The organism is Cupriavidus sp. 8B (genome assembly GCF_054589115.1).
On the sequence record NZ_BAAILO010000243.1, the window covers coordinates 81,848 to 97,144 of the forward strand.

Here is a 15,297-nt window from a genome sequence, read left to right on the forward strand (position 1 = left end):
CCTCCCACGAGACGCTGCGCAAGTGCGCAACCATGCCTGAGCATATCGACCCTGCCATGACCGCCGAAGCGATCGCCGAAGACATCGTCGCGGCCATCGTTTCGCACCGCCTGCCGCCTGGCACCAAGCTGCGCGAAGAGGCCCTGGCCAGCGTCTACCGCGTCAGCCGCACCAAGGTGCGCGCGGCGCTGCTGATGCTGTCCAAGGACAAGCTCATCCAGATCGTGCCGGACAAAGGCGCCTTCGTGGCCAAGCCCAGCGCCGAGGAGGCGCGCGAAGTGTTCGCGGTGCGCCGCATCCTGGAGGCGGCCCTGGCGCGCGAGTTCGTGGCGCGCGCCACCGCCGCAGATTACAAGCGCATCGACCGGCACCTCGTCGCCGAGAAAAAGGCGCTGGGCGGCAGCGATGCGCATGTGCGCACCCGCCTGCTCAGCGATTTCCACATCATGCTGGCGGAGGTGGTGGGCAATGGCGTGCTGACGGGCATGCTGCAGGAGTTGTCGTTGCGCAGCGCGGTGATCACCATGCTGTACCAGTCCCGCCGCGACGCCGCCTGCTCCTCGGATGAGCATCGCGAGTTCATCGAGGCGGCCCGCGCAGGCGACACCGAGCGCGCGGTGACGCTGATGGTGGAACACCTGAACCATGTCGAAGCGGCGCTGCATTTCGAGCAGGTCCCCGCCGCGCGCAGCAAGGACCTGGTGACGGCGCTGCTGGCCTGAGCCTGGCATGCCGCGGCGCGCCTGACCTGGCGCTTGAGCTGGCGTTGACCCAGGTCAAGGCGCGCCACGCGCCTTTGCGCCATCATCGACCTCGTCATGAAGCTGCGGGGGCGCGCTTCATGACACACTGGCCCGTCCATCGCGGACGGCAGCCCGCACGCCGGCCTGGGTGCGGGCTTTTTCTTTTGCGCGCCGCGCGCGCCGCCATTGCCAGATCCGCGCGTGATCGAATCCCGTCTTCGGAGTAGGATGTCGGTGGCCCAGGTCAGAGGCCGCTTAAAAGATAGGTCCTTCGGACTTTCGTGTGGGTCGCCAATCGAGCAAGTCAACAGCGGCATCATGCATGTATGCGTAGTGCCGTAACGAAAATCCGCTTGCAGCTTGGCTTTGCGGGCAGCCCGCCGTGCGGCACCGCCTCGAGCGGAAGCCCGTCTGGCGAAACAGCAAACATCCAAAAGCCCCTTCTACCCACACGAAAGTCTGAAGAACCAAAAGATAAAGCCAGGAGACAGACATGACCCGTTCCAGCCGTCCGGTGGCGACGTCCGTGGCATCGCCAGAGCCTGCCCGCGCCATCCTGTTCCCCGCTTTGCCGTCCCTGACGGTCCCGCCATCCGTGCGCCAGCGCGGGCGCGACTGATCTTCCCGCCCGACTCCCGTGCCGGGCCATCCGCTTTCATCATCCAACCCATCCCAGGGAGGGAAACCCATGTCCAACGCGTTCAAAGACGACGTCCTGGCCGGCAAGGTCGTGTTTATCGCCGGCGCCTCGTCCGGCATCAACCTGGGCATCGCCCGGCACTTCGCCAAGGCGGGCGCCCGCCTGGCGCTGGTCAGCCGCGACCCCGAGCGCATTGCCGCGGCGGCGGCCAGCATCGTTGATGCCGGCGGCAGCGCTATTGGCATGGCGGCCGATGTGCGCGACTACGCTGCGGTGGAAGCGGCACTCGCGCGCACGCGCGACGAACTCGGCCCGATCGACATCGTGATCTCGGGCGCGGCCGGCAACTTTGTCGCGCCGGCGCTGGGCATGTCCGCCAACGGCTTCAAGACCGTGGTGGACATCGACCTGATCGGCACCTTCAATGTCTTTCGCGCCTGCTTTGCCTTCCTCAATGCGCCGGGCGCCTCGCTGATCGCCATCACCGCGCCGCAGGCGGTCAATGCGATGATGTTCCAGGCCCATGTGTGCGCCGCCAAGGCCGGCATCAATATGCTGGTGAAATGCCTGGCCATGGAATGGGGCCCGGCCGGCGTACGCGTAAACGGCATCTCGCCCGGCCCCATCGCCGGCACCGAAGGCATGGCGCGGCTCGCGCCCACTCCCGAGATGGAGGCGCGCTTCAAGGCACGCCTGGCGCTGCGCGACTACGGCGACAAGGACGATATCGCCAATACTGCGCTGTTCCTGTCCACCGACAACGCACGCTATATCACGGGCACCATCGTCGACTGCGATGGTGGCAGCAAGCTGGGCGACGCGTCGGCCGATGCGCTGCATCCGCCCAAGGCTCCGGGCAAGGAGGCCTGAGCCGCGCAGCTTTCCGCACATTCAAGCACGCATGCATCCGCACAACTACGACAAGGAGACTCCAGTGACATCACCCGTGCTCTATCACGCCGCCGAAGGCGTGGCCACCATCACCCTGAACCGCCCCGACGTGCTCAACGCGCTCAACAGCGCGCTGATGATCGAGCTGCGCGCCGCCGTCGAGCGCGCCGCGCAGGACGAGGCCGTGCGCGCTGTGGTGCTGACCGCCAATGGCCGCGGCTTTTGCGCGGGCGCCGACCTGGCCGGGCGCGAGCCCGGGCTGCAGGATTCGGGCACGCTGCTGCGCGAGCGCTACCACCCGATCATCCTGGCGCTGCGCAATATGCCCAAGCCTGTCATCACCTCGGTCAACGGCGTAGCGGCAGGCGCCGGCATGAGCCTGGCGCTGGCCGGCGACGTGGTGCTGGCCGCGCGCTCGGCATCGTTCCTGCAGGCGTTCTCCAAGATCGGGCTGGTGCCGGATGCCGGCAGCACTTACTTCCTTCCCCGCTACGCGGGCGAGATGCGGGCACGCGCGCTCGCCATCCTGGCCGAGAAGATCGACGCGGAAGAAGCGCATCGCATCGGCCTGGTGTGGAAGGTGCATGAGGACGACGCCCTTACGGCCGAGACCGCCAAGCTGGCCGCCCACCTGGCGCAGATGCCCACCTTTGCCTACGGCTTGATCAAGGAAGCGCTCAACGCCAGCCTGGAGAGCGACCTGCCGGCGCAGCTCGAGCGCGAGGCCACGCTGCAGTCGCGCGCATCGCGCAGCGAGGACTTCAAGGAAGGCGTGGCGGCGTTCCTGGAAAAGCGCAAGCCGGCCTTCAAGGGCCGCTGACCGGTTTGCTCCCCGTGCCCACTCGTGGGAGCGGGGACGGGGGAGAGGGCGGGCGCTCGCAGAAGCGATCCGTCTCCCGCTATCACCGACTTCGCATCGCACCACGCTTCGAAACCAGGAGACGCGCATGATGCTAGGCCTCATGCAAGACCGTCCGTTGCTGATTTCCTCACTGATCGAGTACGCCGCGCAGTACCACCCGCAGCAGGAGATCGTGTCGCGCACGATCGATGGCGGCACGGTGCGCTCCAACTACGCGCAGGTGCACCGCCGCGCAAAGCGGGTCGCCAGTGCGCTCACCGGGCTCGGCGGACTCGGCATCGAGCAAGGCGATCGCGTCGGCACGCTGGCGTGGAACACGCACCGCCACCTGGAGCTGTACTTTGGCGTGTCGGGCGCGGGCGTGGTGCTGCATACCGTCAATCCCCGCCTGTTCCCCGAGCAGATCGACTACATCATCAATCATGCGGAAGACCGCGTGCTCTTCTTCGACCCCTGCTTCGCGCCGCTGGTGGCGCAGCTCGCGCCGCGCCTGTCCACCGTCACGCACTACGTGGCGATGACCGATCGCGCCGGCACCGACGCGCTCGATCTTGCCGGCAAGCTGCCTAACCTGCTGTGCTACGAGGACCTGGTCGACGCCGGCAGCGAGGACTACGCATGGCCGCAATTCGACGAGCGCACCGCATCGTCGCTTTGCTACACATCGGGCACCACCGGCAACCCCAAGGGCGTGCTGTATTCGCATCGCTCCACCGTGCTGCACAGCCTCAAGGCCTGCGCGTTCGACACCTTCGGCGTCAACGCGGACAGCGCGATCCTGCTGGTCGTGCCGCTGTTCCATGCGAACGCCTGGGGCATGCCCTACGCCTGCGCCATGACGGGCGCCAAGATGGTATTGCCCGCCCAGCACCTAGATGGCGAAAACGTCTACCGCATGCTGCGCGACGAGCGCGTGACCTTCTCCACCGCCGTGCCCACGGTGTGGCTGATGCTGTTCCAGTACCTCGACGCGCATCCCGAGATCGATCCGCGCTCGCTCGGGCTGAAGCTCGCCGGCGTGGGCGGCTCGGCCGCGCCGGCGGCGATGATCGAGCGCTTCGAGCAGCAGTTCGGCGCGCGTTTCGTCCAGGGCTGGGGCATGACGGAGAGCAGCCCGATCGGCGTGATCAGCACCTTGCTGCCCAAGCACCAGGCGCTCGGCACGCAGGACCAGTTGAAGATCAAGCTCAAGCAAGGCCGCGCGCTGTGGGGCGTGGACCTGCGCATCGAGGACGACCAGGGCAATGCGCTGCCGCACGACGGCCACGCCTTTGGCCGGCTCAAGGTACGCGGGCCGTGGATCGCCTCCGCGTACTTCAAGGCAGAGCATGACGCGCTCGACGCCGACGGCTGGTTCGACACCGGCGACGTCGCCAATATCGATGCGGATGGCTATGTGCAGCTGGTGGATCGCGCCAAGGATGTGATCAAGTCAGGCGGCGAATGGATCTCCTCCATCGACCTGGAAAACGCCACCATGGGCCATCCCGCCGTGGCGGAAGCCGCCGTCGTGGGCGTGCCGCATCCCAAGTGGCAGGAGCGCCCTCTGCTGGTGGTGGTACGCCGGCCCGGCAAGGACGTGAGCGCCGCCGAACTGCTCGACTATCTCGCGGCGCGCGTCGCCAAATGGTGGGTGCCCGACGACGTCGCCTTTGTCGATTCGCTGCCTCACACCGCCACCGGCAAGCTGCTCAAGGTGAAGCTGCGGGAACAATTCAAGGACTACGTCCTGCCTACAGCGCAGGATCCCAATCAAGCAAGGAGCAACGCAACATGAGCACCAGCAGCGAACGCATCGTCCTGACCATCGAAGACGGCGTGGCCGAGGTCAGGCTCAACCGGCCCGACAAGATGAACGCCCTCGACCCCGCCATGTTCGACGCGCTGATCGACGCCGGCCAGCTTCTCGCGCGCGAGCCGGACTTGCGCGCGGTGGTGCTGTCGGGCGAAGGCCGCGCGTTTTGCGCCGGGCTCGATATGCAGAGCATGGCCGGGCTGGGAGGCGGCCAGGGCGACGCCATCGCCGCAGGCCGGCTCGCGGCGCGCACCCATGGCATCTCCAACCGTCCGCAGTTTGCCTGCATGGTCTGGCGCGAATTGCCGGTGCCGGTGATTGCCGCCGTGCACGGCGTGGCCTTCGGCGGCGGCTTGCAGGTCGCGCTCGGCGCGGACCTGCGCTATGTCACCGCAGACACGCGCCTGTCGGTGATGGAGATCAAGTGGGGGCTGGTGCCCGACATAGCCGGCATGCTGCTGATGCGCGGCCTGGTGCGCCCCGACCGCCTGCGCGAGCTGATCTACAGCGGCCGCATCGTCACCGGCGAAGAAGCCTGCGCGCTGGGCCTGGCCACTGCCGTGGTGGACGACCCGCGCGCAGCCGCGCTGGCCACCGCGCGCGATATCGCCGGCCGCAGCCCGGACGCGATCCGCGCCGCCAAGCGATTGATGCAGGTGAGCGAGCACGGCGACGGCGCCGCCATCCTGCTGGCCGAATCGGTCGAGCAGGACCGGCTGATCGGCGGCGCCAACCAGCGTGAAGCAGTGATCGCCAATATGGAAAAGCGGGCACCGGCGTTCAAGCCGGCGTCGTAGCGTTGCGTGGCGCCGGGCCGGTTGCTGCGTTGCGTTTTGTGCGCTCAGGCGTGCTGACGCGTTCGCTGGCGCCGCATCCGGCGATAGAGTGCCACGTAGACCGCCAGGTTAAGCGCCAGCACCACGGCTCCGAGCACGATCTGGATCTCGCGCGTGAGGCCCTCGGGATAGATCAGCGCCAGCACGTAGTGCTGCACGAAATCCCCATCATAAGCCTGCTGCCCCGCGCGCAGGCGCAGCGCGCTTTCCAGCGGGGTGAGCGGGCAGATCCACCCGCTCCACTCCACCACCACGCCCCACGCCACTGCCGGCAAGTGCAGCCACGCCATGCGCGGCCAGCGCAGCACCAGCAAACCACCCAGCATCACAAAGAGGATAAAGGCGAGGTGCAACAGGACGATGGCGTCCGCGAGCCAGGCTGCCATCATCGTCCTTGCCGACCGGTCCAGTAGCCCGGCACCGCGAACGCCGCCTTCAGGTGTTCGATAAAAAAGCGGATCTTGGCCGGCACCGGCCGCTGCTGCGGGTACACGGCAAGGATGTCGTAATCCGGCAGCGCGTACTCGTCGAGCACGGTGATCAACTCGCCGCTCTCCAGCTGCGGCAGGATCTCCCAGGTGGAGCGCCAGCCCAGCCCCAGGCTCTCGCCAGTCCAGCGATGCAGCAACTCGCCATCGTTGCAATCGAGGTTGCCGCTCACACGCACCGTGACGGTCTTGCCGTCCTGCTGGAAGTACCAGCCGCGCTGCTGGCCGCCCTGCAGGTTGAAGGCCAGGCAGTTGTGCTGCGCGAGATCGTCCAATGTCTGTGGCACGCCATGGCGCGCGAAATACGCGGGCGTGCCGCACACCACCCGCTTGTTGGTCGCCAGCTTGATGGCAACAAAGTTCGGGTCGATGGCCCCGCCGATGCGGATGCCCACGTCATAGCCCTCGCGCACCAGGTCCACCACGCGATCGGTCAGGTTGAAGGAAATCTGCACCTCGGGATTCGCCGCCAGGAACGCCGGCGCATGCGGCGCCACATGCTTGCGCCCGAACGCCGCCGGCGCCGACACGATCAGGTGGCCGGTCGCCTTGTGCTTGCCTTCGGCGATCAGCATCTCGGCACGGTCAAGGTCTGCCAGCGCCTTCTTGCACTGCTCCATGAATGCCGCGCCCTGCTCCGTCACCACGATGCGCCGCGTCGAGCGGTGCAGCAGCTTCACGCCGATGCGCGCCTCCAGCGCATTGATGCGACGCCCGATCATCACCGGCGTCACCCCTTGCGTCAGCGCGGCGGCAGCCATGCTGCCGTGTTCGACGACGGCGATAAAGGCTTCGATCTGTTTTAGCTTGTCCATGCTGTGTGTCTCCTGGGCGTCATTGTGGCGCATTTGGAGGCGGGGGGCATGTGCTGGGGGCTATGGGGGCGATTTGGGTGGGGGTATGAGTGGGGCTGCATTTTTTGCCGTGGGTGGCACAGTCGTTGGCGATGGCGCATGTGGCATGCGTGACCAGGCAAGTACTGCCCTGAATCAAGCGCTCAGGCCATTCATCACTGCACTCACCTGCCCGCGCGCACCGCGGGCCGCCCTCGCGGCATCGCTTGCGCGCAGTGCCGCACCTCCTTGCTGAACTCGGCGCAGGCGTGGGTCATCAGGTCTTCCGAGCGGTAAACGAGGAACACGCGGAACTCGGGGAGTTCGTCGCTGATCGGCAGCCGTGCCAGTGACGAAGGATCGAGCCGCAGCGGGCCGGTGCCGTCGAACACGAAGTCCGACCACATGCTGATCAGGTCGGTGCGCGTGGCGAGTTGCAGGCCGAGCAGGTTGGAGGCGCTCTGCACCACGCGCTTGGGCATGTCGAGCCGGTGCAGGCGCATCAGGCTGGCGAGCGGGCTGCCGGGGTCGTCGAGCGGGTCGAGCACGAGCCAGTCGGCGTCGAGCAGGGGACGCAGCCGGCGTACCCGCCGCAGCGGATGGCCGGCGCGCACCGCCAGCGACATGCCGGTGGAAAACAGCGGTTCCCACTGAAACGCGCCGGTGCCGGGGCCGCTGTTGGTCGAGATCAGGCCGAGGTCGAGCCGGCCCTCGCGCAGCCCTTCGAGGATCTGTTGCGGGCGCAGCTCGAAGCCGCGCATGGCGACGTTGGGGAAGCGCTTGCGAAAGGCGGCCATGGCGTCGGGCAGCGGGCCGCTGGAGGCCACCGCGGTGAAGCCGATGTTGAGCTGCGCGTCGGCGTGGCCGCGGATGGCTTCGATGTCTTCCAGCGCATGCCGCAGTTCCTGCTCGACCAGGCTGGCGCGCTTGACCAGCGCCACGCCGTAGGCGGTGAGGCTGATGCCGCGCACAGAGCGCGACATCAGCGTGACGCCGAGCTCGCGTTCCAGTTCGGCAATCGCTTTGGACAGCGCCGGCTGCGACACATGGAGGCTGCGCGAGGCTTCGTGGATGCTGCCGTGCTGGGCCACCGCCAGCAGGATGCGTAGTTGCTGCAGCTTCATCTTTGGCTTTTCCTTTTCGGGTTTTCCCGGACGCCCCGCAACGGTGCGGCCCGCCCCGGCGCCGTGCGCGAGCGCCGTTGGCGGCACTGCCGCGCGTACCCGGCCCTGCGCCGCGAATGTCCCATGGCACAAGGGTTCTCGGTACTTGTACCGATAGCGGCGCAGTCCTGGTTATGACGGCGATGCCATTTGGTTATCAAGATGAAAATATATGATTTTTGGCTTGCTGTGTTTGCCTCAATACTTCATCGCCAGGGAGTCCCCACCTTCCCCGCGATGGATGCCAGGCAACCGCCGGCCTCCACGCCCCACCCCCCTCAACCAGTTCGTGGAGAAACCGACATGAACGATGCCACCCTGCCTGCGGCGCCCTCGCTGGCCCCTTCCCAGGCCGCGCCCGCAAGCCCGGCGCGCCAGAGCCAGTCCCGCCTGATCGCCGCGTGCTCGATCGGCAATGCGCTGGAAATGTACGACTTCACCGTCTACAGCTTCTTCGCGCTGCTGATCGGCAAGCTGTTCTTTCCGTCCGACAGCGCATATGGCTCGCTGCTGCTGGCGGTGGCGACCTTCGGTATCGGCTTCGTGATGCGGCCGCTGGGCGGCTTCGTGATCGGCAATTACGCTGACCGCCATGGCCGCAAGGCGGCGATGACGCTGACCATCGGCCTGATGGTCATTGGCACGATGTGCCTGGCCTTCGCCCCGACCTACGCGTTCGCTGGCTTGTTCGGGCCGGTGATGATCGTGGCCGGGCGCCTGCTGCAGGGCTTTTCCCTGGGTGGCGAGATTGGCGCTTCCACCGCCATGCTGATGGAGGGCGGCGGCCTCAAGGGCCGTGGCTTTCGCGTCAGCTGGCAGCTCGGCAGCCAGGGCATCGCGGCGACGCTGGGCGCGCTTACGGCAGCCATCCTTTATGGCGTGCTGCCGCAGGCTTCGCTGGAAAGCTGGGGCTGGCGCGTGCCCTTCGTGCTGGGCCTGCTGATCGCGCCGGTGGGGCTGTATATCCGCGCTCACCTGGACGAGACGCACACCGCCGAGGCGCATGCGCCGAGCCCGCTCGGCACGCTGTTCCGCGAGCATGGCGGCACCGTGGTCAAGGGCATCCTGACCATTATCGGCGGCACGGTCGCCACCTATCTGGTGGTGTATTTCATGCCCACCTACATGATCCGCGAACTGCATCTGCCGCCGTCGTTGTCGCTGCTGTCGGGCTGCGTGACGGGTGTGGTGTGCCTGGTGATGTCGCTGGTGGCCGGCACCCTGGCCGACCGCCTGCCGCGCCGCAAGCCGCTGGTGCTGGGCTCGATGGCCTTTACGCTGGTGTGCCTCTATCCGGCGTTCTGGCTGATGACCCATTACCCGAGCGTGCCGCTGGTGCTGTCGCTGTCCGCTCTGCTGACCGCCAGTGTCTACCTGGGCTCAACGCCGATGCTGCTGATGATGATGGAGCTCCTGCCGGCCAACGTGCGCGCCAGCGGCCTGTCGGTGATCTACGCGGTGGGCGTGACGGTGTTCGGCGGCTCCTGCCAGTTCATCGTCACCTGGATGCTGGCCAAGACCGGCAACCCGATGGCGCCCGCCTTCTACATGATGGCCTGCGGTGCCGTGACCATCCTGGCAGTGCTGACGATCCGCGAAAACCAGGAGCATTGAGCGCTCCCTCCTCGACCTGGCCAGCCTGGCCAACTTGCAGCAAAGGATAAAGACATGACCCGCGAACCTACCCTGACACCCTTCCAGTTGCTGCCGCACCTGCTGCCGGCGATCCAGATCGATGCCGAGACCTTTATCGGCATCCGCCGCCAGATCCACGCCCAGCCCGAACTCGGCTTCGAGGTCGGCGCCACCAGCAAGCTGGTGGCCACCCTGCTGGAGAGCTGGGGCTACGAGGTGCACACCGGCATCGGCAAGAGCGGCGTGGTGGGGCAGTTGAAGCTGGGCAGCGGCAAGCGCCGCCTGGGCATCCGCGCCGACATGGATGCGTTGCCTGTCGTCGAGGCTACGGGCCTGCCGTACGCCAGCAAGGTCCCCGGCAAGATGCATGCGTGCGGCCACGACGGCCACACCGCCATCCTGCTGGCCGCCGCCAAGGCGCTGGCGGACAGCCGCGATTTCGACGGGACCCTCAACCTGATCTTCCAGCCCGACGAGGAAAACCTCTGCGGCGCGCGCGCGATGATCGAGGATGGCCTGTTCGAGCGTTTCCCGTGCGATGCCGTGTTCGCCTTGCACAACATGCCGGGCGTGCCCGCCGGCACCTTCCGCGTGCTGCCGGGCCCGGTGAGCCTGTCGTCCGACGTGGCCGACGTGACCATCAAGGGCGTGGGCGGGCACGGCGCCATGCCGCACCGCGCGCGCGATCCGATCGCGGCGTCGGCGGCCATCGTCACCGCGCTGCAAACGGTGGTGGCACGCAATGTGGCGCCCGACGATACGGCGGTGCTGTCGGTGGGCTTTATCCGTGGCGGCGCAACGCACAACGTGATTCCGGAATCGGTCACGCTGGGCCTGAACGTACGCGCCGCGCGCCCTGAGACGCGCGCGCTGGTGGAGCAGCGCATCCGCGAGATCGTCAGCCTGACCGCGCAGGCGCACGGCGTGGAAGCGCACATCGACTATCGCCAGCTGACGCCGCCGATGGTCAACACGGAGGCCGAAACAACGCTGGCGCAGCAGGTTTGCGCGGAGCTGGTCGGCGCCGACAAAGTCGTGACGCAACCGCCCAAGGGCCTGAACGGCAGCGAGGACTTTGCGTGGATGCTGAACGAGGTGCCGGGTTGCTACCTGATCCTGGGCAACGGCGAAGGCGAGTTCGGCGGCTGCATGGTGCACAACCCGGGCTACGACTTCAACGACCAGGTGCTGCCGCTGGGCGCGGCTTGCTGGGTCCGGCTGGCGCAGACTTACCTGGCTGGCTGAGACAGCGTGGGCGGACCCGCTGCTGCGTGGTCCGCGTCCGCCGCGGCATCCTCCTCTCGCGATGTCGCGCCTGCATCCGCGAGCGCGCTCGCCTGGAGGACTTCGGGCGGAACCGGCGCCGGCGACGGTACTGCGGGTGCGGGCGCTGTAACGGGTACGACAGTTGCCACCGCCGATGCTGCCGCGGGCGGCATCGGCGCCCTCCCCAGTTGCGCGCTGATCTCCGCCGCTTCGCCCAGCACATAGGCAAGCCGGCGCAGCGGCCGGCTGACCTGCAGCTGCAGGTAGACCGCCAGCGCGGCGCCCGACACAAAGACAAGGCCGTACAGCGAGAGCAGCGGCAGCAGGCTGGCGCCCTTGCGCGGCAATTCGAACAGGCCCGTGACCAGCATCAGCGCGGCCGGGCTCACCGCGATCAGCAAGCCGATCGTCTTCGCCATGCCCTCCCACATCCGCAGTTGCACCTCCACGCGCCGGGCCCTTGCGCGCAGCGCCTGGGCGGGGACCCGCGCCAGCGAGCGCAGCAGCGCGCTCTCCGCCTCATCGTGCCGATCGACCTGGTCGGCCAACGCGCCCAGCGGATCGCGCAGCCTGCGCGCGAGCGCCGGCAGGTGCGTCAGCAGCAGCGCCCCCAGCCCGGCCACGCTGCCGCCCAGCAGCACGTAGACCAGGCGCGCCATCCATGGCGCGGGTGAGTGCCGGAGCTGGTACTTGGTGTAAAGCACCGCGCCGGTCACCAGCAGCGCGGCCAGCGAACAGGTCCAGAACAACCCCAGCAGCCCGCGCTGCAGCCGCATCAGCCGCGTGGCGGCCGGTGGCAGGCCGGTGGCATCGGCGCTATTAGCGCTATTAGCGCTATTAGCGACATTGGCGGCATTGGCGGCATTGGCGGCATTGGCGGTATGGGATACGGCGGGCGGCTTCCGCTTGAGCGCGTCGAGCAATTCGCGGGTGGGAGGGAGCCTGGTCAGCATGGTGGTTCAGATGGCAATGGGATTCCTGCGCGGTGTCCGGGCACTGGCGCAATACCCGCACATTGTCGCCATTTAGCGCGCCGCAGGGGGCGTGCCGGGGCCGCCGGCCGGCCTTTTCCAGCAATTTGCCACGTATCGTTGCCGTCACACAACGTATAGCAATGGCGCGCGCCAGAGCGGGCTGGGTGACCGTATTTTCTGTGCCCGCCACCCTCATTCGATATCACCAGTATCGAATCAACTGATCTCCCTTCCCTTTATCCCGCACCGCTTGCGGGAATAGCATGGACTCCAACAGCAATTCAATGCCATTCACAAAACATTGCAGCAACATTGGAGACAGACATGCCCAAGATGAGAGCAGTTGACGCGGCCATCGCCGTTCTGGAAAAAGAAGGTATCACCACCGCGTTCGGCGTGCCCGGCGCCGCCATCAACCCGTTCTACTCGGCCATGCGCCGGGCCGGCACCATCGACCATTTCCTGGCCCGCCACGTGGAAGGCGCCTCGCACATGGCCGAAGGCTACACCCGTGCCGAGGCCGGCAATATCGGCGTGTGCATCGGCACCTCGGGCCCGGCCGGCACCGACATGATCACCGGCCTGTACTCGGCCTGGGCTGACTCCATCCCCATTCTCTGCATCACCGGCCAGGCGCCGCGTGCGCGCTTGTACAAGGAAGACTTCCAGGCCGTCGATATCGAATCGATCGCCAAGCCGGTGACCAAGTGGGCCGTGACCGTGCGCGAGCCGGCGCTGGTGCCGCAAGTGTTCCAGCAAGCCTTCCACCTGATGCGCTCGGGCCGCCCGGGTCCGGTGCTGATCGACCTGCCCTTCGACGTGCAAGTGGCCGAGATCGAGTTCGATCCGGAAACCTACCAGCCGCTCGCCCCGTACAAGCCGTCCGCCTCTCGCCCGCAGATCGAGAAGGCCATCGCCATGCTCAACGCAGCCGAGCGCCCGCTGATCGTGTGCGGCGGCGGCGTGATCAACGCCGACGCGGCCGACCTGCTGGTGGAATTCGCCGAACTGGTCAACGTGCCGGTGGTCCCCACGCTGATGGGCTGGGGCGTGCTGGCCGACGACCATCCGCTGCAAGCCGGCATGGTGGGCCTGCAGACTTCGCACCGCTATGGCAACGCCACGATGCTGGCATCGGACTTCGTGCTCGGCATCGGCAACCGTTGGGCCAACCGCCACACCGGCAGCGTCGATGTCTACACCAAGGGCCGCAAGTTCGTGCACGTGGATATCGAGCCCACCCAGATCGGCCGCGTGTTCGGCCCCGACCTGGGCATCGTGTCCGACGCCAAGCTCGCGCTGGAGCAGTTCGTGGAAGTGGCGCGCGAAATGAAGATGGCCGGCCGCCTGCCGTGCCGCAAGAGCTGGGTGGCGGACGTGCAGAAGCGCCGCCGCACCATGCAGCGCAAGAGCGACTTCGACAACGTGCCGGTCAAGCCGCAGCGCGTGTACCGCGAGATGAACCAGTACTTCCCGCGCGATGTCCGCTACGTGTCCACCATCGGCCTGTCGCAGATCGCCGCCGCGCAGTTCCTGTCGGTCAACGAGCCGCGCCACTGGATCAACTGCGGCCAGGCCGGCCCGCTGGGCTGGACCATTCCCGCCGCGATCGGCGTGAAGGTGGCTTCGCCGGAATCGGATGTGGTGGCCATCTCGGGCGACTACGACTTCCAGTTCATGATCGAAGAGCTGGCCGTGGCCGCGCAGTTCAAGGTGCCGTACATCCACCTGGTGGTGAACAACTCCTACCTCGGGCTGATCCGCCAGGCGCAGCGCAATTTCGAGATGGACTACTGCGTGCAGCTGGCCTTCGACAACGTCAACTCGCCCGAGTTGAACGGCTACGGCGTGGACCATGTGAAGGTGGTGGAAGGCCTGGGCTGCAAGGCGATCCGCGTGTTCAAGCCGGAAGACATCGCGCCGGCCTTTGCCGAAGCACGCGACCTGATGGCCGAGTTCTCGGTGCCGGTGGTGGTTGAAGTGATCCTGGAACGCGTGACCAATATCGCGATGGGCACCGAGATCGACAACATCAACGAGTTCGAGCCGATCGAAGACATCGAGGAAGCCATCCTCAAGGAAGAAGTGGAAACGGCGTAAGCATCAGCAGGCTGACAAGCGCGGGCCATGAGCCCGCGCGCATTCTGCAATCTTTACCGCTGCATTAGCGCGCCCCCAATCACCGCATCCGCGCGAGCGGAAAACACAAGACAAGTCACCCGGAGACTTCAATGCCAAAGCTTGCCGCCAACCTGACCATGCTGTTCAACGAAGTGGCCTTCCTCGACCGCTTTGAAGCCGCCGCGCGCGCGGGCTTCCGCGGCGTGGAGTTCCTCTTCCCCTACGCCTTCCACGCTGACCAGATCGCCGACCGACTCAACCGCTTCCAGCTCGACCTGGTGCTGCACAACCTGCCGGCGGGCAAGTGGGAAGCGGGCGAGCGCGGCATTGCCTGCCACCCGGACCGCGTGAGTGAATTCCAGGACGGCGTGGGCGAGGCGATCAAGTACGCCAAGGTGCTGGGCGTGCGCCAGCTCAACTGCCTGGTCGGCATCCAGCCGCAGAACGTCAAGCGTGAACAGGCACAGGAAACGCTGGTGGATAACCTGCGCTTCGCTTCGCAGGCGCTCGCAGCCGAGCAGATCGATCTGCTGGTCGAGCCGATCAACACCTTTGATATTCCCGGCTTTTTCCTGTCGCGCACGCAGCAGGCGCTGGACCTGATCGCTCAGGTCAACGCCCCCAACCTCTACGTGCAGTACGACATCTATCACATGCAGCGCATGGAAGGCGAGATCGCCGCCACGCTGAAAGCTAACCTGCCGAAGATCAAGCACGTGCAGCTGGCTGACAACCCGGGGCGCAATGAACCGGGCACCGGCGAGCTGAACTACCACTTCCTGTTCCAGTGGCTCGACCAGATCGGCTACGACGGCTGGGTCGGCTGCGAGTACAAGCCGCGCACGACCACCACGGAAGGACTGGGCTGGCGCGCTGAACACGGCGTGCAGTAATTGCTTTGAGCCGCTGTTCATGCTGCGTGCGCACGGCGCTTGTTTGCTCCCCTCTCCCGCGCAGCGGGAGAGGGGCCGGGGGAGAGGGCGGGCGGTTGTTACGGCGGCGTGCTGGAGAAAACCATTGGCTTCGTTTCCAGTGGCTCCTAGCTAAGCG

The 15,297-nt window shown here is 66.8% G+C and carries 14 protein-coding genes; 10 read left to right on the plus strand and 4 right to left on the minus strand.

What is annotated here, in order from left to right:
• Positions 1–32: 32 nt before the first annotated feature.
• From ACYP5B_RS23260 to ACYP5B_RS23285, 6 genes are all read left to right on the plus strand, one after another.
• Complete coding sequence (locus ACYP5B_RS23260) at positions 33–722, plus strand: GntR family transcriptional regulator (RefSeq protein WP_267604696.1); 690 nt, start codon at positions 33–35, stop codon at positions 720–722.
• A 514-nt stretch (positions 723–1,236) separates the two neighbouring features.
• The gene (locus ACYP5B_RS23265; protein ID WP_459571233.1) at positions 1,237–1,362 is read left to right on the plus strand and encodes a hypothetical protein; all 126 of its coding nucleotides are present in this window, start codon (positions 1,237–1,239) and stop codon (positions 1,360–1,362) included.
• A 69-nt stretch (positions 1,363–1,431) separates the two neighbouring features.
• Entirely contained in the window at positions 1,432–2,253 is an 822-nt protein-coding gene (locus ACYP5B_RS23270; protein WP_459571234.1) for an SDR family oxidoreductase, read from the plus strand.
• Between the two features lie 64 nt (positions 2,254–2,317).
• The gene (locus tag ACYP5B_RS23275) at positions 2,318–3,094 is read left to right on the plus strand and encodes an enoyl-CoA hydratase-related protein (RefSeq protein WP_459571235.1); all 777 of its coding nucleotides are present in this window, start codon (positions 2,318–2,320) and stop codon (positions 3,092–3,094) included.
• A gap of 130 nt (positions 3,095–3,224) precedes the next feature.
• The gene (locus ACYP5B_RS23280; RefSeq protein WP_459571253.1) at positions 3,225–4,913 is read left to right on the plus strand and encodes a long-chain-fatty-acid--CoA ligase; all 1,689 of its coding nucleotides are present in this window, start codon (positions 3,225–3,227) and stop codon (positions 4,911–4,913) included.
• On the plus strand, positions 4,910–5,728 hold the full coding sequence (locus tag ACYP5B_RS23285) for a crotonase/enoyl-CoA hydratase family protein (RefSeq protein WP_459571236.1): 819 nt from the start codon (positions 4,910–4,912) through the stop codon (positions 5,726–5,728). Before ACYP5B_RS23280 ends, ACYP5B_RS23285 begins: the two co-directional genes overlap by 4 nt.
• A gap of 44 nt (positions 5,729–5,772) precedes the next feature.
• Here ACYP5B_RS23285 and ACYP5B_RS23290 read toward each other — a convergent pair whose 3' ends face one another.
• The 3 genes from ACYP5B_RS23290 to ACYP5B_RS23300 form a co-directional block, all read right to left on the minus strand.
• A complete protein-coding gene (locus ACYP5B_RS23290; RefSeq protein WP_318231787.1) occupies positions 5,773–6,156 on the minus strand; it encodes a DUF2784 domain-containing protein in 384 nt (127 codons plus the stop codon).
• The gene (locus ACYP5B_RS23295; RefSeq protein ID WP_318231788.1) at positions 6,153–7,070 is read right to left on the minus strand and encodes a LysR family transcriptional regulator; all 918 of its coding nucleotides are present in this window, start codon (positions 7,068–7,070) and stop codon (positions 6,153–6,155) included. Before ACYP5B_RS23295 ends, ACYP5B_RS23290 begins: the two co-directional genes overlap by 4 nt.
• Positions 7,071–7,273: 203 nt before the next feature.
• Positions 7,274–8,212, minus strand: coding sequence for a LysR family transcriptional regulator (locus ACYP5B_RS23300; RefSeq protein ID WP_400099784.1), 939 nt, complete (start codon positions 8,210–8,212; stop codon positions 7,274–7,276).
• A 342-nt stretch (positions 8,213–8,554) separates the two neighbouring features.
• Here ACYP5B_RS23300 and ACYP5B_RS23305 point away from each other — a divergent pair, with 342 nt between their 5' ends.
• Positions 8,555–9,865, plus strand: a complete 1,311-nt coding sequence (locus ACYP5B_RS23305) for an MFS transporter (RefSeq protein ID WP_318231790.1) — start codon at positions 8,555–8,557, stop codon at positions 9,863–9,865.
• 54 nt (positions 9,866–9,919) lie between these two features.
• Positions 9,920–11,131, plus strand: a complete 1,212-nt coding sequence (locus ACYP5B_RS23310) for a M20 aminoacylase family protein (RefSeq protein ID WP_459571237.1) — start codon at positions 9,920–9,922, stop codon at positions 11,129–11,131.
• On the opposite strand, the gene ACYP5B_RS23315 is transcribed toward ACYP5B_RS23310, so the two are convergent.
• Complete coding sequence (locus tag ACYP5B_RS23315; RefSeq protein WP_459571238.1) at positions 11,116–12,105, minus strand: hypothetical protein; 990 nt, start codon at positions 12,103–12,105, stop codon at positions 11,116–11,118. The two genes, ACYP5B_RS23310 and ACYP5B_RS23315, sit on opposite strands and share 16 nt — an antisense overlap.
• Before the next feature lie 345 nt (positions 12,106–12,450).
• On the opposite strand from ACYP5B_RS23315, the gene gcl reads away from it, so the two are divergent.
• Together gcl and hyi are read left to right on the plus strand one after the other, a co-directional pair.
• Positions 12,451–14,226 (plus strand): glyoxylate carboligase, encoded by a 1,776-nt coding sequence (gene gcl / locus ACYP5B_RS23320; RefSeq protein ID WP_400099791.1) that lies wholly within the window; start codon positions 12,451–12,453, stop codon positions 14,224–14,226.
• Between the two features lie 131 nt (positions 14,227–14,357).
• Entirely contained in the window at positions 14,358–15,140 is a 783-nt protein-coding gene (gene hyi / locus ACYP5B_RS23325; RefSeq protein WP_400099793.1) for a hydroxypyruvate isomerase, read from the plus strand.
• The last annotated feature ends 157 nt before the right edge of the window (positions 15,141–15,297 follow it).